The sequence below is a fragment of the Nonlabens sp. genome, from assembly GCF_965660805.1.
Classification (GTDB): Bacteria; Bacteroidota; Bacteroidia; order Flavobacteriales; family Flavobacteriaceae; genus Nonlabens.
Genome location: NZ_CBFIBE010000001.1, coordinates 111,863 through 135,092, shown reverse-complemented (window position 1 = coordinate 135,092; position 23,230 = coordinate 111,863). Strand labels below are relative to the sequence as shown.

23 protein-coding genes and 1 tRNA gene are annotated in these 23,230 nt (G+C 34.8%); 10 read left to right on the top strand and 14 right to left on the bottom strand.

Annotation, left to right across the window (positions count from 1 at the left end; genetic code table 11):
* Window positions 1-42: 42 nt before the first annotated feature.
* The 6 genes from ACTF48_RS00615 to ACTF48_RS00590 all read right to left on the bottom strand — a co-directional run bounded on the left by ACTF48_RS00615 (window position 43) and on the right by ACTF48_RS00590 (window position 2,850).
* Complete coding sequence (locus ACTF48_RS00615; RefSeq protein WP_438961197.1) at window positions 43-483, bottom strand: GNAT family N-acetyltransferase; 441 nt, start codon at window positions 481-483, stop codon at window positions 43-45.
* Window positions 484-486: 3 nt separating this feature from the next.
* A complete protein-coding gene (locus tag ACTF48_RS00610) occupies window positions 487-747 on the bottom strand; it encodes a hypothetical protein (protein ID WP_438961196.1) in 261 nt (86 codons plus the stop codon).
* A 132-nt stretch (window positions 748-879) separates the two neighbouring features.
* On the bottom strand, window positions 880-1,155 hold the full coding sequence (locus ACTF48_RS00605) for an acetyltransferase (RefSeq protein WP_438961195.1): 276 nt from the start codon (window positions 1,153-1,155) through the stop codon (window positions 880-882).
* Window positions 1,156-1,296: 141 nt separating this feature from the next.
* Window positions 1,297-1,677 carry a hypothetical protein gene (locus ACTF48_RS00600; RefSeq protein WP_438961194.1) on the bottom strand — a complete coding sequence of 127 codons (381 nt, stop codon included), beginning with the start codon at window positions 1,675-1,677 and terminating at the stop codon, window positions 1,297-1,299.
* Window positions 1,677-2,108, bottom strand: a complete 432-nt coding sequence (locus tag ACTF48_RS00595; RefSeq protein ID WP_438961193.1) for an RpiB/LacA/LacB family sugar-phosphate isomerase — start codon at window positions 2,106-2,108, stop codon at window positions 1,677-1,679. Before ACTF48_RS00595 ends, ACTF48_RS00600 begins: the two co-directional genes overlap by 1 nt.
* Before the next feature lie 559 nt (window positions 2,109-2,667).
* Window positions 2,668-2,850 carry a hypothetical protein gene (locus ACTF48_RS00590; protein ID WP_438961192.1) on the bottom strand — a complete coding sequence of 61 codons (183 nt, stop codon included), beginning with the start codon at window positions 2,848-2,850 and terminating at the stop codon, window positions 2,668-2,670.
* A gap of 167 nt (window positions 2,851-3,017) precedes the next feature.
* Here ACTF48_RS00590 and rnr point away from each other — a divergent pair, with 167 nt between their 5' ends.
* From rnr to ACTF48_RS00570, 4 genes are all read left to right on the top strand, one after another.
* Window positions 3,018-5,216 (top strand): ribonuclease R, encoded by a 2,199-nt coding sequence (rnr, locus tag ACTF48_RS00585; RefSeq protein ID WP_438961191.1) that lies wholly within the window; start codon window positions 3,018-3,020, stop codon window positions 5,214-5,216.
* Entirely contained in the window at window positions 5,206-5,373 is a 168-nt protein-coding gene (locus ACTF48_RS00580; protein ID WP_438961190.1) for a hypothetical protein, read from the top strand. The genes rnr and ACTF48_RS00580 overlap by 11 nt, the downstream gene beginning before the upstream one ends.
* Before the next feature lie 374 nt (window positions 5,374-5,747).
* Window positions 5,748-6,422, top strand: a complete 675-nt coding sequence (locus ACTF48_RS00575) for a head GIN domain-containing protein (protein ID WP_438961189.1) — start codon at window positions 5,748-5,750, stop codon at window positions 6,420-6,422.
* Between the two features lie 117 nt (window positions 6,423-6,539).
* On the top strand, window positions 6,540-7,259 hold the full coding sequence (locus tag ACTF48_RS00570; protein WP_438961188.1) for a LysE family translocator: 720 nt from the start codon (window positions 6,540-6,542) through the stop codon (window positions 7,257-7,259).
* A 35-nt stretch (window positions 7,260-7,294) separates the two neighbouring features.
* On the opposite strand, the gene ACTF48_RS00565 is transcribed toward ACTF48_RS00570, so the two are convergent.
* Window positions 7,295-7,365, bottom strand: a tRNA-Cys gene (locus ACTF48_RS00565).
* A 94-nt stretch (window positions 7,366-7,459) separates the two neighbouring features.
* Complete coding sequence (folB, locus tag ACTF48_RS00560) at window positions 7,460-7,816, bottom strand: dihydroneopterin aldolase (protein WP_438961187.1); 357 nt, start codon at window positions 7,814-7,816, stop codon at window positions 7,460-7,462.
* Window positions 7,817-8,113: 297 nt separating this feature from the next.
* Between folB and ACTF48_RS00555 the strand changes: the two genes are divergently transcribed.
* Window positions 8,114-9,793 (top strand): glutamine--tRNA ligase/YqeY domain fusion protein, encoded by a 1,680-nt coding sequence (locus tag ACTF48_RS00555; protein ID WP_438961186.1) that lies wholly within the window; start codon window positions 8,114-8,116, stop codon window positions 9,791-9,793.
* Window positions 9,794-10,051: 258 nt separating this feature from the next.
* On the opposite strand, the gene ACTF48_RS00550 is transcribed toward ACTF48_RS00555, so the two are convergent.
* Window positions 10,052-11,020, bottom strand: a complete 969-nt coding sequence (locus ACTF48_RS00550) for an SPFH domain-containing protein (protein ID WP_438961185.1) — start codon at window positions 11,018-11,020, stop codon at window positions 10,052-10,054.
* Window positions 11,021-11,148: 128 nt separating this feature from the next.
* Complete coding sequence (locus tag ACTF48_RS00545; RefSeq protein ID WP_438961184.1) at window positions 11,149-11,271, bottom strand: hypothetical protein; 123 nt, start codon at window positions 11,269-11,271, stop codon at window positions 11,149-11,151.
* A gap of 104 nt (window positions 11,272-11,375) precedes the next feature.
* Here ACTF48_RS00545 and ACTF48_RS00540 point away from each other — a divergent pair, with 104 nt between their 5' ends.
* Window positions 11,376-12,011 (top strand): hypothetical protein, encoded by a 636-nt coding sequence (locus ACTF48_RS00540; RefSeq protein WP_438961183.1) that lies wholly within the window; start codon window positions 11,376-11,378, stop codon window positions 12,009-12,011.
* On the opposite strand, the gene gltX is transcribed toward ACTF48_RS00540, so the two are convergent.
* Window positions 12,008-13,525, bottom strand: a complete 1,518-nt coding sequence (gltX, locus tag ACTF48_RS00535) for a glutamate--tRNA ligase (protein WP_438961182.1) — start codon at window positions 13,523-13,525, stop codon at window positions 12,008-12,010. The genes ACTF48_RS00540 and gltX overlap by 4 nt on opposite strands.
* 335 nt (window positions 13,526-13,860) lie before the next feature.
* Complete coding sequence (locus tag ACTF48_RS00530; protein ID WP_438961181.1) at window positions 13,861-14,685, bottom strand: alkane 1-monooxygenase; 825 nt, start codon at window positions 14,683-14,685, stop codon at window positions 13,861-13,863.
* 134 nt (window positions 14,686-14,819) lie between these two features.
* On the opposite strand from ACTF48_RS00530, the gene ACTF48_RS00525 reads away from it, so the two are divergent.
* From ACTF48_RS00525 to ACTF48_RS00510, 4 genes are read left to right on the top strand one after another with little or no spacing between them, the layout of a single operon-like run.
* Entirely contained in the window at window positions 14,820-18,308 is a 3,489-nt protein-coding gene (locus tag ACTF48_RS00525; RefSeq protein ID WP_438961180.1) for a DUF4175 family protein, read from the top strand.
* Window positions 18,295-18,714, top strand: coding sequence for an rRNA maturation RNase YbeY (gene ybeY / locus ACTF48_RS00520; RefSeq protein WP_438961179.1), 420 nt, complete (start codon window positions 18,295-18,297; stop codon window positions 18,712-18,714). The genes ACTF48_RS00525 and ybeY overlap by 14 nt, the downstream gene beginning before the upstream one ends.
* Window positions 18,715-18,716: 2 nt before the next feature.
* Window positions 18,717-20,588 (top strand): tRNA uridine-5-carboxymethylaminomethyl(34) synthesis enzyme MnmG, encoded by a 1,872-nt coding sequence (mnmG, locus tag ACTF48_RS00515; protein WP_438961178.1) that lies wholly within the window; start codon window positions 18,717-18,719, stop codon window positions 20,586-20,588.
* A gap of 53 nt (window positions 20,589-20,641) precedes the next feature.
* The gene (locus tag ACTF48_RS00510; protein WP_438961177.1) at window positions 20,642-21,448 is read left to right on the top strand and encodes a class I SAM-dependent methyltransferase; all 807 of its coding nucleotides are present in this window, start codon (window positions 20,642-20,644) and stop codon (window positions 21,446-21,448) included.
* 129 nt (window positions 21,449-21,577) lie between these two features.
* On the opposite strand, the gene ACTF48_RS00505 is transcribed toward ACTF48_RS00510, so the two are convergent.
* Together ACTF48_RS00505 and ACTF48_RS00500 are read right to left on the bottom strand one after the other, a co-directional pair.
* Window positions 21,578-21,889, bottom strand: coding sequence for a hypothetical protein (locus tag ACTF48_RS00505; protein WP_438961176.1), 312 nt, complete (start codon window positions 21,887-21,889; stop codon window positions 21,578-21,580).
* 176 nt (window positions 21,890-22,065) lie between these two features.
* Window positions 22,066-23,196 (bottom strand): ATP-binding protein, encoded by a 1,131-nt coding sequence (locus tag ACTF48_RS00500; protein WP_438961175.1) that lies wholly within the window; start codon window positions 23,194-23,196, stop codon window positions 22,066-22,068.
* Window positions 23,197-23,230: the final 34 nt, after the last annotated feature.

Below are 23,230 nucleotides of genomic sequence, written 5' to 3'. Positions count from 1 at the left end.
GGTTATAACAACTAAAACCTTTGAGGTTTGGTTGCCAGTATTTTAAAACTCCAGCACCATCGCCTGATGTGGTATTCCATCTTCTAGATATTTCTCGCCTGTAGAAATAAAACCTAAATCGGTATAAAATTTATCGAGATAACATTGTGCTGATATTTTAATAGTAGTAAAGCCTTGTTCTTTACAATATTTAACGCTGGCTTTCATAATCTCTTGGCCGTAGGCCTCGCCGCGATTTTTAAGACTCACCACTACTCTACCTATGCTCGCCTGATCAAAATAATCTCCTGGTTGAAATATTCTTGTATATGCAACTAAATGATCATTTACATAACCTAAAATATGAATTGCTTTTTGATCTTTTCCATCTAGATCTTGATACACACAATCTTGCTCTACTACAAAAACTTCAGACCGTAACTGCAGCACCTCATAAAGCTCATGGATATCAAACTGATCAAAGGTTTTAATAGAAACTTCCATGATTTAAAAACGTTTAGGAACCACTTTAGGCTGTGGTGGCTTCACGCCTATTCTTATATCAGTAATAATTTTCTCGAGCATATTGCCAAATTCCTCATCACCAGCAGCCATTAATTCCTGACGTCGCGCATCTAGATCATCTAGTGTTTCCTCTTTATCGTGATCACTAAATTCTTCTAGATCACGCCATATTTCTAGCAACTTTTTTTGCGGATGAACTGCGGTGCGTAATTGATGAATAATAATGGATGCTTCTTTTCTCATAGAGTGCCCGGCTTGACTGGGTATCTTTTTGTGGTTACTCTTAAACCTTGTTCTACGCAGGCAGGAATCCCTAAGAATCCATCACCTACATTTAATTAATTACTAAGTTTAAACGATTAGTCAAAAATAACACTAAATCTTACCACGATAGATTAATGAAATACGATTATGCTCCAGTAACAGTTGTTCATCTTTCTGATAACTTTTCAATAAATGAATGGTATAATCCAGCTGGTCCTCACTAATATTTCTATAAGCTGGAGCTGGCACGACATCACTCCATTTTGCAAATAAAGTATTATCAAGTGCGATGCGCCAGTAACAATGGTTATCAAATTTTAGATGATAATACTGATTAGGTAAAGCGTTTCCTAAATCGAGATATTGCTGGCGTTTATTGAGGTTCATTTTTTTCTTTAGAAACTAGATGTTAGAATATAGATTATAGACTTTATGAGAACTGACTATAGATTTATTGTTAACTTGAAAATCTGAATTAATCAGTGCTATTCATTTTATTTCGCTTTCGCGAAAGCGTTAATGAGTAAATCAAAAATCCTTTAATGGTATTTTTATACTTGCATTATGAATTTCTCCATCTATTTCAAACCTAAAGAAAACGGATAATGAATCTGTTTTTATATATTGTTTTTGTGGAGTGAAAGTAGTAATCATAGTTTCATCTTTTGAACCAACAAGTTTAATACCAGATCCAGTGACAGCTGATTTAGACCTATCAATATTTTTCCATTCAATTAAAACAGGAACTGTTTCATCATAGATCAGATAGTTCCTATAATCTGGTAGTTGAAGATTAATTTCCTGAGCTCCATTTTTAAATACTTTATAAGTAAAATCAGTCTGCTTAGAGCAAGAAAGTAAAAGGATAAGAAATAAAAAAAAGGCTAATGATTTAACTAATAACTGCATTATGAACAAGCTATCTTATCCACACGACGTTCATGACGACCACCGGCAAAATCTGTATCTAGAAATGTTTCTACCATTCCTATTGCTTGTTGTAAAGAAGTAAAACGTGCTGGAATACAGATGATATTTGCATTATTATGTTCTCTGGCAAGTCCAGCGATTTCTTTAGACCAGCATACTGCGCCACGCACATTTTGATACTTATTAACCGTCATAGAAACTCCTTGTGCACTACCACAAATAACTACTCCTAGATCTACAGTACTATTTTGAACATCTTGCCCTACCTTGTGAGCAAAATCTGGGTAATCTACACTATCAAAAGTATCTGTACCATGATTAGTAACCTGATGTCCTCTTTTTTCCAGCATTTCAACAATCGCTTGTTTATAGTCTGGTGCAGCGTGATCGTTTCCTATGGAAATCTTCATAATAGTGGGGTTTTATAATACAAATTTAGGGTTAGTTATTCATTATTTAGGGTTATTAACATAGCAGCTTTTACACTATTCATAAACATTAAATAACATGTTAATAGAAAAGGAAACTTTACATTAGGAATTAAAGCTTAAATAGTTCATCTATATTTTTAATTTACATAACCAAAATATAACTAAGCTTTTTAAAAGTGAGTTTTAAGCACTAAAAACCGTTTCATAAACAGTAATTCACCTTTCTATTTATGTACAATTTTATGTAAATAAGGGTTATAAACAAGTGTGGATAACTACGATTCTTATAGACTACCTTTTTACTTTACAATATGTTAGAAATAATATAACATGTGTATAACTGAGTATAAGTTCATAAGTTATTATTATCCTAATTATTCATAGAAAAGATATACCGCTATTCACATTACATCATCACCATCATTTTTATTTAAAATTTTTAAAAAGAAAAAATCATATTGTTTATAATGTGAATAACATTGAAAAAATAAAAATGAGCTTAAAATTTTTAGAAATAGAATGAAGATAGATAGCTTAATTAAAAAAGGTAAGAAGCACTTACTCGATTCTCTATTTTACTATCGGGAATATGTTGATTAAACTGAGTTTCCATAGGATCTATTTCTAGTGCTTTATGAATTAAGAAGGTAACTAGAAGTATACCTGCAATAAAAATTGCTATAAATAGAAAAATAGATTTAAGTGGCCTTTTAGTTTGCATTTGTTCAAGTATAGTTAACCTATAGACGACTAACTTCATACAAAGTTACTGTATTTTCTTAATTTTATGTTAACAAGATGTGATTAAATCATTAATAACCAAACTATAAAGTAGTTATCATCTATCAGAGTTTTAAAAGACTAACTTTGTAGAAGTATAAAACGAATATGAAGAAGAAGAAAAAAAGAAACTCAAAAACTAAGTTTCAGAACCTTACCCAATCCATTCTTAATGTCCTTAAACAGGAACCCAATAAGAATTTTAATTATAAACAAGTTTGTGCAAAACTCTCTATAACTGATGCGAGTACACGCAACCAGGTCATTAAAAAATTACACCAGTTAAAGTCTAAAGGTCAAATAGAAGAACTAGACCGTGGCAAGTTCAAGATTATTAAAGCGATCGATTATTACACAGGAAGAATAGATATCAGTACTCGAGGAACTGGTTATGTGATTACTGAAGAGCTGCAAGAAGATATTATGATTCCACGTCGTTCACTAGGTCAGGCCTTAAACGGTGATCAAGTAGAAGTATATGTCTACCATAGACGCCGTGGACAACAACCTGAAGGTGAAATTACTAAAGTTATAGAACGCAAGAAAACAGAGTTTGTAGGAACTATAGAAGTACTAGAAAAATTTGCTTTTGTAAATGTTACCGATCCTAAAATTCAGACCGATTTCTTTATTCCTGGTCGCGAGATCAATGGTGCAAAAGATGGTCAGGTAGTTCTAGTAGAATTTGTGGAATGGAATGATAAACAAGATTCACCTAATGGTCGTGTAAAAGCGATTCTAGGAGAACCTGGTGAACATGATACAGAGATCCATGCCATACTCGCCCAGTACGGTTTACCTTATGAATTCCCAGCACAGGTAGAAGAGTTTACAGCACAACTAGATAAAACTATATCTACACAAGAGATTAGTAAACGTCGCGATATGCGAGAAACACTTACCTATACCATAGATCCGGCAGATGCTAAGGATTTTGATGATGCACTTTCTTTTGAAAAGCTAGAAAATGGTCATTATGAGATAGGAATTCACATTGCAGATGTTTCACACTATGTAAAAGAAGGAACACCGCTAGATGATGAGGCTTATGAACGTGCCACATCAGTTTATCTTGTGGATCGAGTGGTTCCTATGTTACCAGAGGTCCTTTCAAATGGTGTCTGTTCACTGAACCCGCATGAGGATAAATTATGTTTCTCTGCTGTTTTTGAAATGGATGATAGCGGTAAAGTTTATAAACAATGGTTCGGTCGTACCGTGATTCACTCAGACCAGCGATTTGCTTATGAAGAGGCGCAACATATCATAGAGACAGGAAAAGGAGAAATACCTGAGGAAATATCGCTTTTGCGAAAGCGTACTACCATAAATCCTGCTATAGTAGAAGCTACCTTAACACTGGACAGCATCGCAAAAAAGATGCGTAATGAACGTATGGTTCAAGGTGCGTTAAGTTTTGATAAAACTGAGGTAAAATTTAACTTAAATGAAAAGGCAGAACCTGTAGGTGTTTATTTTAAAACTTCTAAAGATGCTAATAAACTCATAGAAGAATTCATGTTACTAGCTAATAGGAAAGTAGCTGCATTTATAGGAAAACGTGATCCTAAACAGACCTTTGTCTATCGTACTCATGATGAACCTAATGATGAGAAACTAGGTGCACTAGCAAAGATTGTTACCCGTTTTGGTCACAAACTAGATTTAAGAGATCGCAAACATGTCACGCAATCCTTAAATAAATTATTGAGTGATGTAAAAGGTAATAAAGAACAAAACATGGTAGACACACTAGCGATCAGAACCATGTCTAAGGCTGAGTATTCTACCCATAACATAGGTCATTATGGATTAGCCTTTGATTATTATTCACATTTTACATCACCTATACGTCGTTATCCAGACGTGATGGTACACAGATTATTACAGCACTATCTAGATAAAGGTAAAAGTGTAAGTGAAGAGCTTTATGAAGAAAAGTGCCATCATTCTACAAACATGGAGATTCTAGCGACCAAAGCTGAGCGCGATTCTATCAAGTACATGCAAGTGAAATTCATGAAAGATCATGAAGATGAGCAGTTCCTTGGAGTCATTTCAGGAGTTACAGATTGGGGAATTTATGTAGAAATTATCGCCAATAAATGTGAAGGAATGATACGACTGGGCGATCTAGATGATGATAGTTATGAGTTTGTAGAAGAAGAATTTGCGGTGATAGGTCGCAAGACTAAAAATGCTTATCGTCTAGGTGATGAAGTCTATGTAAAAGTAAAAAATGCAGACCTTGTCAAGAAGCACCTCGATTTCTGGATGGTAGGAAGTAAAGAAGCAGTTGAAAACTAAAATTTGTCATACTTGTAAAAAGGAAGATACGATCATGTATCGAGTACAAATAAAGACTGGTAAGGAATGGATTTTTTGCTGTAAGACTTGTACAGAAAAGCATCAATCTTTACCAGCTTATAAATATGGTGGAACCTGGAAAGGAAAAAGGCATTAAATCTACCATAAATAACTACTTTGAATGTTTTTAGAATTTTAAGTTTATAAATAAACTATGTATTTCACCGATTAATTATATTATTTAGTAGATAAATAGTTAATTATCAAAACCCTTTTAATCAATTTCTTTTCGGTATAAGACTTTTGTTGTTGATTTAGAATTAGCGCAATAAATTTTTGTGTTTACGTTTTTCTCTAGAAAGATGTATTTCATATAGATGTCTCTAATATTTTAAAAAAATATTTTCACATCATGCTAAAAAGTAAGTTTGTTTTGTTTATTTAAAAGGTAGTTAATCGCAAGATGGGCTACCTTTTTTTTATGAACTGTAACATTTTGTAAAAAAAAACATCTTTATAAAAACACATGACATGAAAAATATTTTACTTCTAGTAACTCTTCTATTAACAGGTATAGTAGTTGCTCAAAATCCTCGAGAAATAGAACTAGGACAGTTTAATACTATTAAAGTGTATGATTTAATTACCGTAAATCTGGTAAAATCACATGAGAATAAAGTTATTATTTCTGGAGAAGATGCTAGTGAGGTGGAATATGTTAATAAAAACGGAACTCTTAAATTACGTATGGCTTTTAACAGGCAGTTTGACGGCACAGAAACCTTTATACATGTTCATTATACAGACTTAAAAACTATAGATGGGAATGAAGGTGCTTTTATTACTTCAAACGAGCTTATAGAACAACCACAATTAGAAATTAAAGTACAAGAAGGAGCACGAGTAAAAGCAGGAGTTATAGTGGAATTACTAGAAATTAAAGCCGTTTCTGGTGGAATTACTGAAGTAAGCGGCACTGTAGATCAACAAATTATTTCTGTAAACACCGGCGGAATTGTAGAAAATAGTCAACTTAAAACCAAACGTACTAAAGTAAAAGTAAGAGCAGGCGGCGAGGTAGAAGTACATGCTATGAATGCGGTAGATGTTAATATTCAAGCTGGTGGTGACGTGATCGTTTATGGAAACCCTAAAAAAGTAAATAAAAAAACTTTTGCAGGCGGTCGTGTTAAGATTATGGATTAATAATTTAGAAGATTTTCTGTTTATAACGCTTTCGCGAAAGCGTTTTAATAATCCCATTATATAAATAAAAAAAAGCCGACATTAATTTTTACCTTTGAGCAATAACCATAAATGATTATGCTCGAAGATGTTCTTAGTGCGATTCCGCTAGGATTTTTTATGGCCTTTCTTATAGGGCCAGTGTTTTTTGCATTATTAGAAACCAGTGCTATAAAGGGTTTTAGAGCTGCTCTAGCTTTAGACCTAGGAGTTATTCTGGCTGATATTATTTTTCTTCTTGCCGCTTATTTCATGACCTCATCCATACTTAATAAATTAAAGGATGATCCTGGTTTATACATTTTTGGTGGTTCTATTTTAGCTATTTATGGGATTGTATCATTTGTACAAACTAGGAAAACTTACTTAAAAGAGATAGATCCTAAAGTAATGATCGTTCAAAAAAATAATTATCCAGCACTGTTTATTAAAGGGTTTTTACTAAACTTTATAAATATAGGAGTATTGGGATTTTGGTTAGGTTTAATCGTGGTTTTCAGTCCACAATTAGAAAATGATACTAATAGAATTATAACTTTTTTCAGTACTGTTTTAATCACTTATTTCATTATTGATCTGTGTAAAATAGTTCTCGCAAAAAGCTTGAATCGTTACCTTACACCACATCGCATCTTTCTTTTAAAAAGATGGATTGCCGTTATAATGATTATTTGTGGAGCCGTACTTATTTTTAAAGGTGCTTTTCCAGAAGTTACACATCAGGTAGAAGAACAACTACACATCATGCCAGAACTTAAAGATGTAGATGCTATACCTATTATAGAAGATAGTTTATAAAAAAATCCCCAATCAATTAAGATTGAGGATTCCAGAGGCGTCTAGCGGATTCGAACCGCTGTACTAGATTTTGCAGACCCATGCCTAGCCGCTCGGCCAAGACGCCTTTTGAGCACGCAAAAATAACAAAAAAGTTGACTTCTTTATCTTTTATCTCATAAAAGTCTAAACTCCATTCTCTATATTACATAGTCCATCATCTAGCGGCTTTGCTGCATACAGATTACCACACTAGCCACATCACCACCTATAGGTGGATTAATCTTAGCAACCTTAACCTCAGCAGTTTCTACAAGTGATTCTTCTTTAAAAATTCGGTTGAGAATACGTTGTGCGACTTGTTCCAGTAATTTAGAACGTATAGCCATTTCTTCAACAATGATGCGATTTAAAGAAACGTAATCTACGGTATCATTGAGATTATCAGTTTGAGCACTTTTTGAGAGATCAGCTGTTACTTCTAGGTCTACTCGGTAAGCACTTCCTATAGCAGCTTCTTCATCGAGGCAACCATGGTTAGTATAAACTTTTACGTTTTCAAGTATTATTTTATGCATGAAACAAAGATATGAGTTTTACGTCGTTAGGTCGAGCGTTTTTATAAAGCGTACTGTTCTTATCAAGTAGTCGTAATACTTAAGTAAAATTATATCTGTTAAGTATTACAAATACGCTACTCACTAAAATGCATCTCATATGCGCTCGACATAATAAATATTCGTCATTTATCAGCAAGTAAAAGAGCGCAACGATTTACGAGCCAGTCTAGGGTTAATAAGCAGATTCTTTTATGTTTTCTATTCTCTATAAGCAGTAAAATAAACCCTAAATTTGTGGTTGCTAAAGAGTAAACCATGAGTGAAGAAAAAAGACCCAATAATTTTATAGAAGATATCATTGAAGAAGATCTTAATAATGGACTATCACAAGACTACTTAAGATTTCGTTTTCCACCAGAACCTAATGGTTTTTTACACATAGGACATGCCAGTGCGATATGCTTGAACTTTGGGCTAGGAGAGAAGTACAACAAGCCTGTAAACCTGCGTTTTGATGATACTAATCCTGCTAAGGAAGAAGCAAAATATGTTGCTGCTATACAGAAAGATGTAGAATGGTTAGGTTACAAATGGGATAATCTTTGTTATGCATCTGACTATTTTCAAGAGCTGTACGACTGGGCAGTTCAAATGATTAAAGATGGAAAAGCCTACGTAGATTCTCAATCTAGCGAAGAAATGGCTACTCAAAAAGGAACACCTACACAACCTGGAGTAGATGGACCTTACCGCAATAGAAGTGTAGAAGAAAATCTAGCACTGTTTGAAGGAATGAAAAATGGCGAGTATGGTGAAGGCGAGCATATCCTACGTGCCAAAATAGACATGCAGTCTAATAATATGCTCATGCGTGATCCTATCATGTATCGAGTAGTGAATAAAGCACATCATAGAACAGGTACCGATTGGAAAATCTATCCTATGTATGACTGGACCCATGGTGAAAGTGATTATTTAGAACAGGTTTCTCACTCATTCTGTACACTTGAATTTAAGCCTCATAGAGAACTTTATGACTGGTTCTTAGATCAAGTAGTAGATCCTGCAAAAATACGTCCTAAACAACGTGAGTTTGCCCGTAGAAATGTATCACATACTGTTACAAGTAAACGTAAATTACAAAAACTCGTAGAAGCAGGAATCGTAAATGGGTGGGATGATCCACGCATGACTACTATTTCTGGTTTGAGACGCCGTGGTTATACACCAGAATCGTTAAAGAACTTTGCGGCATCTATAGGAATTGCAAAACGTGACAACCTGGTAGATATGAACCATCTAGAGTTTCACTTAAGAGATCATTTAAATAAAGCTGCAGATCGTGTAATGTGTGTGCTCGATCCTATAAAACTGGTGATTACTAATTATCCAGAAGATCAAGTAGAAATGTTACAGGCAGAAAATAGTCAGGAAGATGAATCTCGTGGATATCGAGAAGTTCCTTTTTCTAGAGAATTATACATAGAACGAGAAGATTACCGAGAAGAGGCAAACAAGAAATTTTTCCGTTTAAAGAACGGTAAAGAAGTACGTCTTAAAAACGGCTACATCATTAAAGGTGAAGGCTGCCTTAAAGACGCCGATGGTAATATTACAGAAATTCACGCCACCTACGATCCAGATTCTAGAAGTGGAAGTGGTACAGAAGCAAGTATGCGTAAAGTAAAAGGAACACTGCACTGGGTAAGTGCTGCACATGCTGTTCCTGTAGAAGTACGTTTGTACGATCGCTTATTTATCGTACCATCACCAGATACTGATAAGGAGAAGGATTTTATGGAATTTGTAAATCCTAATTCGCTAGAAGTGATAACTGCTATGGCTGAGCCAGCTATGAAGAACCTTCAAATAGGTGAGGTAGTGCAGTTCCAGCGCATGGGTTATTTCTGTGTAGATCCAGATACTACAGATGAGAAAATGGTATTTAACCGCACCGTAACTTTACGTGACACATGGGCAAAAGTAGAAGAGTAATCTAATACCAATTTATTATAAATACTTATGATTTTTTAAGGTGATTATTATTGGAGATAATTACGCTTTCGCGAAAGCTACAACCTCATAGTTATACCAATTTATGTTTCTAATGACGTATTCTTAATTTGAAATATAGGCGAAAAAGAAACGAATTATATGCGAGATTAGGAATGTAAATTGGTTTGGTACAAATAACTTCAAAAAGAAAAGCACCGCTCATAAGGCGGTGCTTTTTTGTGATAAGATTTAAAGTGATTAATCTTCATCTTGTAGACCGTCGGCATCATTATTCTTTTTAGCCTCGATTTCTTTATTAGTCTTTTTCATTTGTTCTCCTATCTGAGCACTTGCAGTAAAACTAGCAATCATGTTATTTAACATATCACTACCAGCTTGTGGTGAGTTAGGTAAAAGAATCAAGTTAGATTGCGTAGCTTCTCCTATAGATTGTAAAGTATCATAATGTTGAGTAACTACGATTAAAGCACTTGCCTCTTGAGAATTAATCCCTACGTTATTTAATACATCTACACTTTCTTCTAGACCACGTGCAATTTCACGTCGCTGGTCTGCAATACCTTGACCTTGTAAACGCTTAGATTCAGCTTCAGCACGTGCCTTAGCAACTATTTTAATACGTTCAGCTTCAGCTTCATACTCAGCAGCGGTTTTTTCACGCTCTGATGCGTTGATACGATTCATGGCTGCTTTTACCTGTACATCTGGATCGATGTCTGTTACGAGTGTTTTAATGATATCATAACCATAATCCATCATGGCATCGTTTAATTCACCTTTTACAGCGATGGCGATATTATCTTTTTTCTCAAATACATAATCCAGTTTCATTTTAGGAACTTCGGCACGTACTACGTCAAATACGTAAGCGGTAATCTGATCATGCGGATTTTGTAAACGGTAAAAAGCATCATATACTTTTTCTCTACGTACTTGGAATTGTACTGATATTTTAAGTCTTACAAATACGTCATCTTTAGTCTTCGTCTCAACAATTACATCTAGTTGCTGTATTTTTAGGTTGATACGTCCAGCGATACGGTCTATAACTGGTATTTTTAATTGTAATCCAGAGTGGCGCATGCTGGTGAATTTTCCAAATCGCTCAATGATTGCAGCGGTTTGTTGTTTTACAGTAAAGAAAGTTCCAGTCAGTACAAAGAAGGCTATTATAACCAGTACGACTATAAAAATAATTTGTCCCATAGTTAGTGTTTTTTAGGTTTGTTTAAAGATACACTAGAATTAGTCTATCAAATATCTGGTTTGTTACAATAAGGTTATTTGCAATGTTGTTCATAGAGCTCAGGTAGCATAAAAACTTATTTTTACTTTTAAAGATTTATATAACCATTAATAATACTACCGTCAGTTTTCACAGCTTTTCCTGGATAATACTTTTCAGCTATAGAAATAAACGGGATGAGAAGAAGTAGAATAAGGAGTATATTTTTCACGGTACTTATTTGAAAGAATTTACAGCTAAGTTAAACAATTGTTTAATTTTTATAGAGTCTAGGAGTACTTTTATTATTATGTTTAGGTTTTAATTTATTTATTTATGAGGAATCTATTTTTTATAACTTTCATTTTTATTTTCACTATTACTGTTCATGCTCAAAGATCTCATTCCTATAACAATAGACTAGGAGCAGGAATAGACGCTACTTTTTTTAATCTACAAACAGATGACGTTGCTGTAGAAAGTAGGGTAGGATGGAGTGCAGGTTTAGAAACTAGAGGAGACTGGAGACCTTTTTGGGATATGGTTTTTGGAATTCATTTATTTAATAATAAATTCTCAGTTCAAGAAGCTGTAACACTTGATGATATAGAAATGAATGTTATAGGAGCAGAGGTTAAAGTGCTATGGGCTTACAAGATTAATAATAAGGATTATTTATCATTAGAAATAGGACCAGCTGTTGCTTTAAATGGTGAATTTAAAGTGGCTGACAGGCGTTATGAAGATAGTATTATTACAGGTTCTAGTGCTGTAGCGGTTTCTTCTTTTCAAAAAACCAGCCCTATTAACGTAAATGGAATCATAGGTTTAAGTGGTGGATTAGAGAAAATACGTTTTACAGCTCATTTCCACTATGCTTTTTTAGACGTATTAAACGGTAAAAATGCTAATAGCGAAGAACTCAACGGTAATATGAGTTATATCACCGCTGGAGTACGTTTCTATTTTTAAGATAATTTATTAATCGCGTTTTCAATACGCGCTATCGTTTCATTTTTACCTATCAAACTTGCTATTTCAAAAACATCTGGACCCATAAGACTACCTACTAGGGCTAGTCTTAACGGCATCATTACTTTACCAAAACCCATTTCCTGACTGGTAATCCATCCTTTTATAGCCGTACTTAGTCCAGTAGCGCTATCATCGTCACCGTCTTTGATAACTGTTATTACATCACTCATGATTTCGTTGGTTCCATCTTTCCAGGCTTTTTTAGCGGCCTTTTCATCATAGGAATCTGGTGCGATAAAGAAAAATCCAGCTAGTTCAAATAAATCTTTGGTAAAAACAGCGCGTTCTTTTACGAGACCACAAACTATGTTTACATAATCCTGTGATCCGTACTCGATATCTTTTTCTTGTAACGCTTTTGCGAAAGCGGCACCTATAACAGCATCATCTTGCTCAACGTACCATTGTTGCTGGAACCATTTTGCTTTTTCTGGGTCAAACTTTGCTCCTGAACTGTTCACTTTTTCCAGACTAAATGCCTGAATCAACTCCTTTAAGTTGAATAATTCTTGCTCTGTTCCTGGATTCCAACCTAGAAAAGCGAGCATATTTACCACAGCTTCTGGTAGATAACCATCTTCTTTATAACCAGCAAAAGTTTCATTTTCTTTAGTATCAAACCATTCCATAGGGAAGACTGGAAAACCAAATTTTGCTCCATCGCGCTTGCTTAATTTTCCTTTACCGGTAGGTTTAAGAATTAAGGGTAAGTGAGCAAACTTAGGCCTTTCCCAACCGAAGCTTTCATATAATAATACGTGCAACGCCATGCTAGGTAACCATTCTTCACCACGAATCACATGGGTTATTTTCATTTCGTGATCGTCCACTACGTTAGCAAGGTGATAAGTAGGCATACCATCACTTTTAAATAAAACCTTATCATCTATAAGAGCCGTGTCTATTTCAATCCCTTTACGGATCTCATCAAACATGGAAAGCGTTTTTAATTCTGGTTTGAAACGTATCACATAATCATCGCCACGATTGATTCGTTCCTGTACTTGATTTTCTGGTAAGGTGAGCGAGTTGGTAAACTGGTCACGATTTTTATGGTTATATATAAAAGTTTCTTTTTGAGACTCGGCCTTAGTGCGAGCATCGGCAAGTTCTTGTGAGGTGTCAAAAGCATAATATGCAGCACCTTTTTCTATGAGTTCAAGGGCAAATTGTTTATACATTTTTTTGCGCTCGCTCTGGCGGTAAGGTCCACATTTACCTTCTTTTCCTGGTCCTTCATCATATGGAATGTTGCACCAGTTCAGTGCATTAATAATATAATCTTCGGCACCTTCTACGTATCTATTCTGATCTGTATCTTCTATACGTAATATAAAATCGCCTCCATGTTTTTTAGCAAATAGATAGTTAAATAAAGCGGTTCTCACGCCACCTATATGTAATGGTCCGGTAGGACTAGGTGCAAATCTTACTCTTACTGCAGTACTCATTATAGCCTTTTTTTAAGGCTGCAAAGATAATATTTCTAGCCTGTAGAAGTAGAATTGAAAAACTAAACCTCACAGGTTTCAAAAATCTGTGAGGTTTTCATAATCATTTAAGAAGCTGCTAGCTCTACCATTTCCCGTGGAACATGTTTATTAACTAAAGAAAACCATAATGGTGGGATCGTAGCAATTACCATCATCGTGGGATATCCGTAAGGTAATTGTGGGCTGTTCTCGTGATAGTCTAGTACTTGATATTTTTTACTAGCTCTGTAATGGTGATCGCTATGTCTTGTGAGTTCATAGAGTAGTATTCTACCTAGTATATGATTAGAATTTCAGCTGTGTATTTCTCGTACTGTTTCATAACGACCCGATTTTTTTTGAGCACGTCTTAAACCATAGTGTTCTAAATAGTTTATAATTTCTAGTAAACTAAACCCTACCATGGCTATAGCTACAGCAACTGCAGCAGTGATCCAGGAAAAAAATAATCCTATAGTAATTAAATAAGTAAGCTGAATAAGGGAATACCATAACATATCATTTTTTACAGAAAAAAAAGAGTGATCGTTTACCTTTAATAGGTGTCTTTGAATTTTCCAGGCACTTGAATATTGGGTACGCACAGATCGCCACCAGAATGCATATAAATTTTCATTATATCGAGCGCTTGCGGGATCTTCAGGAGTAGCGGCTTTTAAGTGATGCCCGTAATTATGTTCTATATAGAAGTGCATGTACATACTCGGTAACAATAATGATTTACCTAAAAATCGTTCCCAACTGTCTTGTCTATGACCTAGCTCGTGTGCCACATTAATTCCATTACTACCAGCCACTATACCTAATGAAAATATCATGCCTATAACCTCATAAGTTTCAAATGAACTTACAGAATAGCGGTATAACCCGTAAAAAAGAACACTAAAAATTATAGGTACATTTAACCATAGTAATATATCAAAAAAGCGATTTTTCAGTTTACTTTCCTTAATTTTTTCATCAAGATTTGTGGTTATAGATGGCATCGCTAGTTCCATTAACGGTACAACTATAAAAATCATAAATGGTGTTAACCACATCCATTCATTTCTATAAGTTATTCCTATAACACATAACACAGGAACGATATATGCGGTAAGGTATTTTAAGTCTTTCATAAAAATGATTTATCATGAATAAGGAATTAAATATACAGCTTAGTTTATAAATACATAAAATCTCTTTAACACCTTGATATCATAAACATCTTAACCATTACATTATATTTACCCATCATAGATTATAGTAAGGAATGGATAACTTTAAAATCATAGAGCACAAGCTCAAGCGTTTTATAAAGAAATATTATATAAATGAGATCATACGTGGTGTGATTTTGTTTCTGGCTATAGGTTTGTTATATTTTTTATTCACAGCCATCGTAGAGTATTTTTTATGGTTAAGTACTACCGGGAGAACTATTTTATTCGGTTTATTTATGCTAGTGCAGGCCGGTTTATTATTTAAATTTATAGGTATTCCTGTAGCACGATTGTTTAAGTTATTTTCAGGAATAGATTTTAGAGATGCCAGTACTATGATCGGTACACATTTCCCTGAGGTTTCAGATAAATTGATTAATGTGCTACAGCTTCATAAAAATGGAGGTGATGATGAGCTTACTTGGGCTAGTATCAACCAGAAGAGTGAAGAGTTAAAACCTATTCCTTTTTCGCTCGCTATTGATTTTAAGAAGAACACCTCTTATCTAAAATATTTAGCGATTCCTGTAATCATTATGGCAGTATTGTTTTTTACAGGAAACAATGAAATAATTACAGAAAGTACTAAACGAGTAGCAGATTTTAATAATGAGTACATACCGCCGGCTCCATTTACTTTTAAGATTCTAAATAAAGATTTAAACACCTTACAAAATCGTGATTTTAAACTCAATGTAGAAGTAAGTGGTAGAACTATTCCAGAGAGTGCAAGTATTCATTTAGGCGATCAGGTCTATTATCTCACTCAAGAATCAGCAGGTAGATTTAGTTTTGTATTTGTGAAACCATCTGTAGATCTCACGTTCTACCTTCAAGCAAATGAGGTGCGCAGCGATAATTTTCTGTTAGATGTAGATGAGGTACCTACTATAGACCAGTTTGAACTAGCCATGGACTATCCTTCTTATACAGGTAAAAAGGATGAGATTTTAAGGAGTACAGGTAATGCGTTAGTACCACAAGGAACTAAGATTTCATGGAAGTTAAAAACTTCTGCTACAGATCAGGTATCATTTAATACAGCTGGTGCTATGGAGCAGTTTAAGAAAGATGGTAATGAGTTCGCTTTCGCGAAAGCGATCTTAAAACCACTTAAATATTCCATAACAACATCTAATACTTATGCGCAGAATTATGAAGAGCTCAACTTTAAAATAGAAGTAACTAAAGATGAATTTCCAGAGTTATCTATGGAGATGAAAAAGGATAGTCTAGATGATGCAGTCATGCATTTTCAAGGACAAGTAGCTGATGATTATGGGATCAGAAAAATACAAGTGGTTTATTATGAAAGTGACGCTGCTGGTTCTCAGAATATTTATGAAATAGGCTCTAATAGAGGAACTTATGATCAGTTTTTATTCACTTTCCCTGGAAATTTACCACTTGAAGGTGGGAAGAATTATCAATTCTTTTTTAAAGTAGTGGATAATGATGTTGTTAACAATTACAAGAGTGTAAAGAGTGAAGTGTACGGTTTCAGAAAACCTACTAAAGAGGAAGAAAATCAGGAGCAATTACTGGATCAAAAAAAATCTGTAGAGGATCTTGAAAAGTCCCTACAGGAGCAGGAAAAGAGACAGGAAGCACTTAAAGAAATTACACAAGAGCAGTTAGAAAAGAATCAGCGTGGTTTTAATGATAAGAAAAAGTTAGAGCAAGCTTTAAGGAATCAACAAGATCAAGAACAAAAGATGCGCCAGCAGATGCAGAAAATGAAAGCTAATCTCGAAAAGTCTAGTAAGGATCAAGACCCTATGAAAAAGGCACTGGAAGAGCGCATGGAACAAAGCCAGGAAGAAATGCTCAAGAATGAAAAACTTCTTAAAGAATTACAAGAGTACCAAGATAAATTAAGTAAAGAAGAACTTCAAGAGCAGCTTGATAAGGCACAAAAAAATTCTAAGCAACAAAAAAGAAACTTAGAGCAGTTACTTGAACTTACAAAAAGGTACTACGTGACTCAGAAGTATGAGCAAATGGTCGATAAGCTTAAAGATATTGCTAAAAAACAAGAGGAACAATCTAAAAAGAAAGGTGATCTTAATACTAAAGAACAACAGGATCAATTAAACGAGGAATACAAAGAATGGGAAAAAGAACTTCAGGAACTTGAAAAAGAGAATAATGGTTTAAAAAAGCCTATGGATTTAGATTTTGATCCTTTAAACGCACCTGAAATTAAACAAGAGCAAGAAGAATCTAGTGAAGATCTTGAAAAATCAGATACGCCTAGTGCTAGTAAAAAGCAAAAAAGCGCAGCCGATAAAATGAAGCAGCAAGCTCATGCTATGGCTTCCCAATTAAGTTCTCGACAACAAGACACCATGAAAGAAGACGCAGAAATGCTGCGTCAAATTCTGGACAACTTAGTAGTCTTTTCTAAAGAACAGGAGTCCCTACTGGACGGAGTTAAGAATTTAAATAGGAATAGCCCTAATTTAGGTAAGAAATTAAAGGTTCAAAAGGATTTAGAAAGAGCTTTTAAACATGTTGATGATAGTTTATTTGCACTTGCATCTCGTAATCCTAAGGTGAGTATGGATATCAATCGTGAGGTAACAGATGTATATTATTACATAGAAAACGCTTTATCTCAGTTGGCCGATTTTAAAATGAATAAAGCTCAGATTTCCCAACAATTCACTCTAAAAAGTGCCAACACATTAGCTTTAATGCTTAGTCAAACTATGGATGCTATGAATAATACTATGTCTATGCCTGGCTCGGGTTCAGGGAAACCTGGAGAAGGTGGACAAAGTGGAGGCTTTCAATTACCGGATATAATTAAAAAACAGAAGTCCTTAATGAAGGAAGCTGGTAAAGGTGAATCTGGTGAAAATGGTTCTGGAGAAGGTGAAAAGCCTGGAGAAGGTGAAGGTGGAGAATCTGGCGATTCAGGTCAAAGTGGTGAACAAGGACAATCTGGAAATAATGGACAGAAGGGATCATCTGGTGAAGGTGGTGCTGATGGTGAAGGTCAAGGTAATGAGGGATCAGGTGAAGGTGATAGCGGACAAGGCTCGGGCCAGGGAAGTGGTGGAACTGGTTCAGGTTCCGGTAATAAGGATGGTGATCAACAAGGTTATAAAGAATCTGAAGAAGAAAGTAAACGTATTTATCAAATCTATAAACAACAGCAAGAATTACGTAATCAGCTGGAAGATATGATGCAGCGAGAAGGTTTGGAAGGTGTTTTAGAGGATATTACAGATAAAATGAAGGCTGTAGAACGTAAGTTATTAGACCAAGGTTTTAATAGAGAAGTTCAAGATCGTATGATGGATATACAGCATGAATTATTAAAATTAATGGATGCTGGGTTACAACAAGGCAAAGAGGAACAGCGAGAAGCTACGACAAATGGTAAGGATTATAAAAACAACACAAATAATAAAATTCCCGATGCAGCTAGATACTTTAATAACAAGGAAATCTTAAATAGACAAGTATTACCTTTGCAGCCTCAGTATAAAATTAAGGTTAAGGAGTATTTTAAAAGAGATGGTGGAATTTAATTACCAAACCGATTTTGATTTAGGAGAAGAGCAACGGTATGCTGTCTGGTTAGATTCTATAGCCTCTTCTGAATTTAGAACTTTAGGAGATCTTTCCTACGTATTTTGTAGTGATGAGTTTTTATTGGATTTAAATTTAAAGTATCTTAATCACGACACCTTAACTGATATTATCACCTTTGATTATTGTGATGAGGATTTGATACATGGCGAAATTTATATCAGTATCGATCGTGTTAAGGATAATGCTGTAGATTATGGTGTTGATATGTTAACTGAGTTGCATAGGGTCATGAGTCATGGATTGTTGCATTTATGTGGTTATGGGGACAAAAGCACTGAGCAAAAGGCAGTGATGCGATTGAAAGAAGAAGAAAAAATGAAAATGTTTCACGTGAAACAATAGCTATGTTTGATAAGGAATATGACATAATAGTGGTAGGTGCAGGGCATGCTGGAAGCGAAGCTGCTGCTGCTGCTGCAAATATGAAAGCAAAGACATTGCTGGTTACTATGAATTTGCAAACTATAGGACAAATGTCCTGTAATCCAGCGATGGGTGGAATTGCAAAAGGTCAAATAGTGAGAGAGATCGATGCGCTAGGTGGTTTAAGTGGAATAGTTAGTGATAAAAGTGCTATTCAATTTAAAATGTTGAATTTATCTAAGGGTCCTGCTATGTGGTCGCCACGAACCCAAAACGATCGAATGCGTTTTGCTGAGGAATGGCGATTACAATTGGAAAATTTACCTTATCTAGATTTTTATCAGGAAATGGTTTCTGGTTTAATCATTGAAAAGGAACAAGTAGTAGGTGTGAAAACCAGTTTAGGAATAGAGGTTAGAGCTAAGGCTGTAGTCTTAACTAATGGAACCTTTTTAAATGGCTTAATTCATATAGGAGAAAAGCAATTTGGTGGTGGTCGAGCTGGCGAAAGGGCTGCTACTGGTATTACAGGGCAACTTGTAGATTTAGGTTTTGAAGCTGGAAGAATGAAAACCGGAACTCCTCCACGTGTAGATGGTCGTTCTTTGGATTATGCTAAGATGACACCGCAACCTGGTGATGATATTGTTTCTAAATTTAGCTATACGAACCTTACTAAAAAGCTAACAAACCAGCGTGATTGTCATATGACGTATACGAGTCAGTTGGTTCATGATTTGTTACGAGAAGGTTTTGATAGAAGCCCGATGTTTAATGGTAGAATACAAAGTATAGGACCTAGATACTGCCCTTCTATAGAAGATAAGATAGATCGTTTTGCAGATAAGGATAGGCACCAACTTTTTGTGGAACCTGAAGGTTGGGACACCTGCGAGGTTTATGTAAATGGTTTTAGTACTTCACTACCAGAAGATGTTCAGTTTAAAGCTTTGAGATCTGTCGTTGGGTTTGAAAATGTAAAATTCTTTAGACCAGGATATGCGATTGAGTACGATTATTTCCCGCCTACGCAGTTGATGCATACGCTGGAAACAAAGCTGGTAAAAAACTTATTTTTTGCTGGTCAAATTAATGGAACTACAGGATATGAAGAAGCAGCTTCACAAGGCCTTATGGCAGGAATAAATGCAGTTAGGAAAATACGAGAAGAAGAAGCATTTATCTTAAAAAGAGATGAGGCTTATATAGGTGTTCTTATTGATGATTTAATCACAAAAGGAACAGAGGAACCGTATAGAATGTTTACTTCGCGTGCTGAATATCGCACCTTGTTAAGACAGGATAATGCTGATTTAAGATTAACACCTAGAGCTTATGAGTTAGGTCTTGTTACTGATGAAGCAATTAAAAGAGTAGTACGTAAGGCAGAGGAAACTGAAAAGATGGTTCAGTTTTTAAAGAATACTAGTTATGATTTTAACGAAATGAACGTGTTACTGGAAAGTAAAAACTCTGCTGCGGTTAAACAACACGATAAGTATTTTAAAGTTTTTTCAAGACCTCAAATTGATTTAGAAGATATTAGACAGTTTCCTGAGATTAAATCTTATATTGAAGAGAATGATCTAAACGAGGATATACTAGAACAGGTTGAAGTGCAAGTGAAGTACAGCGGCTATATAGAAAAAGAAAAGGGAAATGCAGATAAATTACATCGTTTAGAAAATGTAAAGATTCCTGCAAACTATGATTTTAAATCTATCAAGTCACTTTCTTATGAGGCGCGTGAAAAATTAACGGCTATTCAGCCAGCTACGGTTTCTCAAGCCTCGCGTATTTCAGGAGTATCACCTAGTGATATATCTGTTTTATTAGTCCATATGGGAAGATAGTTTCACGTGAAACAATGAAAGATCACAATCCTTTTTCCATACTATTTTTATCATTGAAAGATTACTTTCTCTCTCAAGAGGAGTTTGATCTTATTCAAGATGAAACTACACAAGTTTTAAAAACAGTTCCTCAACCTAAGGATTTGAACCCTTATTATGAGAGTGAAGATTACTTGTCTCATGATGATTCTCAAACTTCATTTTTTGCACGATGTTATCAGTTTGCAAAGAGCTGGAATCTTAAAAGTAAAAAAGCACTCATTGGGAAATATGCTGTAGATGGTAAAATCTTAGATATAGGAGCTGGAGTAGGAGACGTAGTAGGTGTTTTGAAAAAAGCTGGATATGATGCGATAGGATATGAACCTAGTAATAAAGCTCGATCTTTTGCAGCCCGTAAAGGAATTGATTTATTAGATCAGACAGATACTATTCAACCACATTCTATAAAGGTGATAAGTATGTACCATGTGCTGGAACATGTACCAGATTATCAAAAACAAATAGACCAAATTGAAAACTGGCTAGAAGATGAAGGTTATTTAATTCTGGCTTTACCTAACTATAATTCCTTTGATGCAAAATGGTTTAAAAAGTACTGGGCAGGCTATGATGTTCCCAGACACTTATTCCACTTTAATAAAAACGCGGTACTAAATATCTTCCAAGATAAATTTTACTTAAAAACTACTAAACCTATGTGGTTTGATAGCTTCTATGTATCCATACTTTCTGCTCGATACCAAAAAAGAAAACTAGCTTTTATTTATGGTATAACCATTGGATTATTCTCAAATATAGCGGCCTTATTCACTAAAGAGCCATCTTCACTCGTTTATGTGCTACAAAAACGTAAATAATGCGTTTTAGGAGCTTTTTATCGGTGTTTATACAGTAATGTATTCTAAAGTTCTGAACCCCTTTTAAACCTAAGGATTCAAACCTATTTTTAATAAGTAAAACTGATTTTATTACTTGTTATAAATAGATTATATCGATTGTAACCAGAAAAGCCCAAAAACAGTCAAAAGAAAATAAATTGCCATTTTTCCAGCACCGTTATAATCTTGTAGAATTCTTAATCCTATGAGAAGAATGATAAATAAAATACCAGTGAGGATTAAAACAACCTGGCTTAAGTAAATATCTTGTTCCATCACTAAGGTGTAAATTCCTAAGGTGAATAGAATGGTGATTATAATTTCAAACGCTATGATAAAAAGCAGTGTAAACTTTACGAGAACGGCAGGAAGATGTTTTTCATACATCAGTGTATAATCTTGTAGTGTTTTGTTCCACATAAAAAGCTTTTCAATGGTTGATATGAGGATCGTAACTAAAAGAAATACGAGAATTAATATAGGTCCGGAATATGTAAGCACTATTATTTTTTAACTTATTGTAAAAAGATGTCGTTTTATGAAGACATTTGAGATTTAAATATTCATCAAACTATAGATAAGTCCAGACCCATCATTTAAGCTTTTTTATGAATTAATCGGGTTAGCCCTATAGCTAGATCAGTAAGGATGACTTTACCATTACCGTTACGTTCTATGTGGTAAATAGCTTCTTCAATGGCGTCACTAATAGGTTTAATACGGTGTCCATCTATAAAAGGAGCAAATTTTTCGAGTTTAAAATCTGCGAGATGTGGTGATAAATAAACAGCACTATCTGCTTTGTAATTCAGTAACATAGCTTGTCTAAAGTATTCCTGACAGTAGGATAAAAAACGTTTTTGTGTTTCTCTATTTTTTCCCGCAATCATGTCTGCCCATGCGATTAAATCATTAATAGCGCTTTTGCGGCCGCGAGCAGCAAATGCGGTGCGCACCCAAGTAACAAACCATTTTTCAAAATCGATATCTTCTGTAGCATTGTTAATGGACTGAATAGCTTTATTATAATCACCATTTGCCTGTCTAGCAATTTGTTGCGCTCGGTTAACCTCTACACTATGTTTACTTACTAAAGCCTGAGAAATAGATGCACTATTTAATTTAGGAACTTGTAATAACTGGCATCTTGACCTGATCGTATTTATGATTTGGTCTGCATCTTCAGCAATAAGTAGAAATACGGTTTTTACTGGTGGCTCTTCTATGAGTTTAAGTAACTTATTAGAGGCTTCGGTATTTAACTTATCTGCGCCCCATATAATCAGTACTTTATAACCACCTTCATAAGCTTTGAGACTCAGTTTAGAAACTATTTTTTTTGCCTCATAAACACCTATTTTACTTTGCTTTTTTTCTATTTCTATAGATTTATACCAGTCAGCAAGGCTTCCATAAGGTTGTGTGGTCAGGAAATCGCGCCACTCTGCAATAAAATCATCAGAGACTGCTTTATCTTTTATACGGGCATTATTTGCCACTGGATAAGCAAAATGCAAATCAGGATGAGCAATTTGATCCATTTGAGAATCACAGCGGTCACCAGCATCTTTACATAAAATAGAACGTGCATAAGCTAGTGCTAGTGGTAAAACACCACTTCCTGTAGGCCCTACAAGTAGCTGTGCATGTGCTATGCGCCCATTTGCAACCGTAGTTTGAAGGTGTTTTTTAAGATGTTCTAGACCTATGATATCTGGATATCGCATAGTGCAAATATAAAAGTATACGCACAAGGTTCTA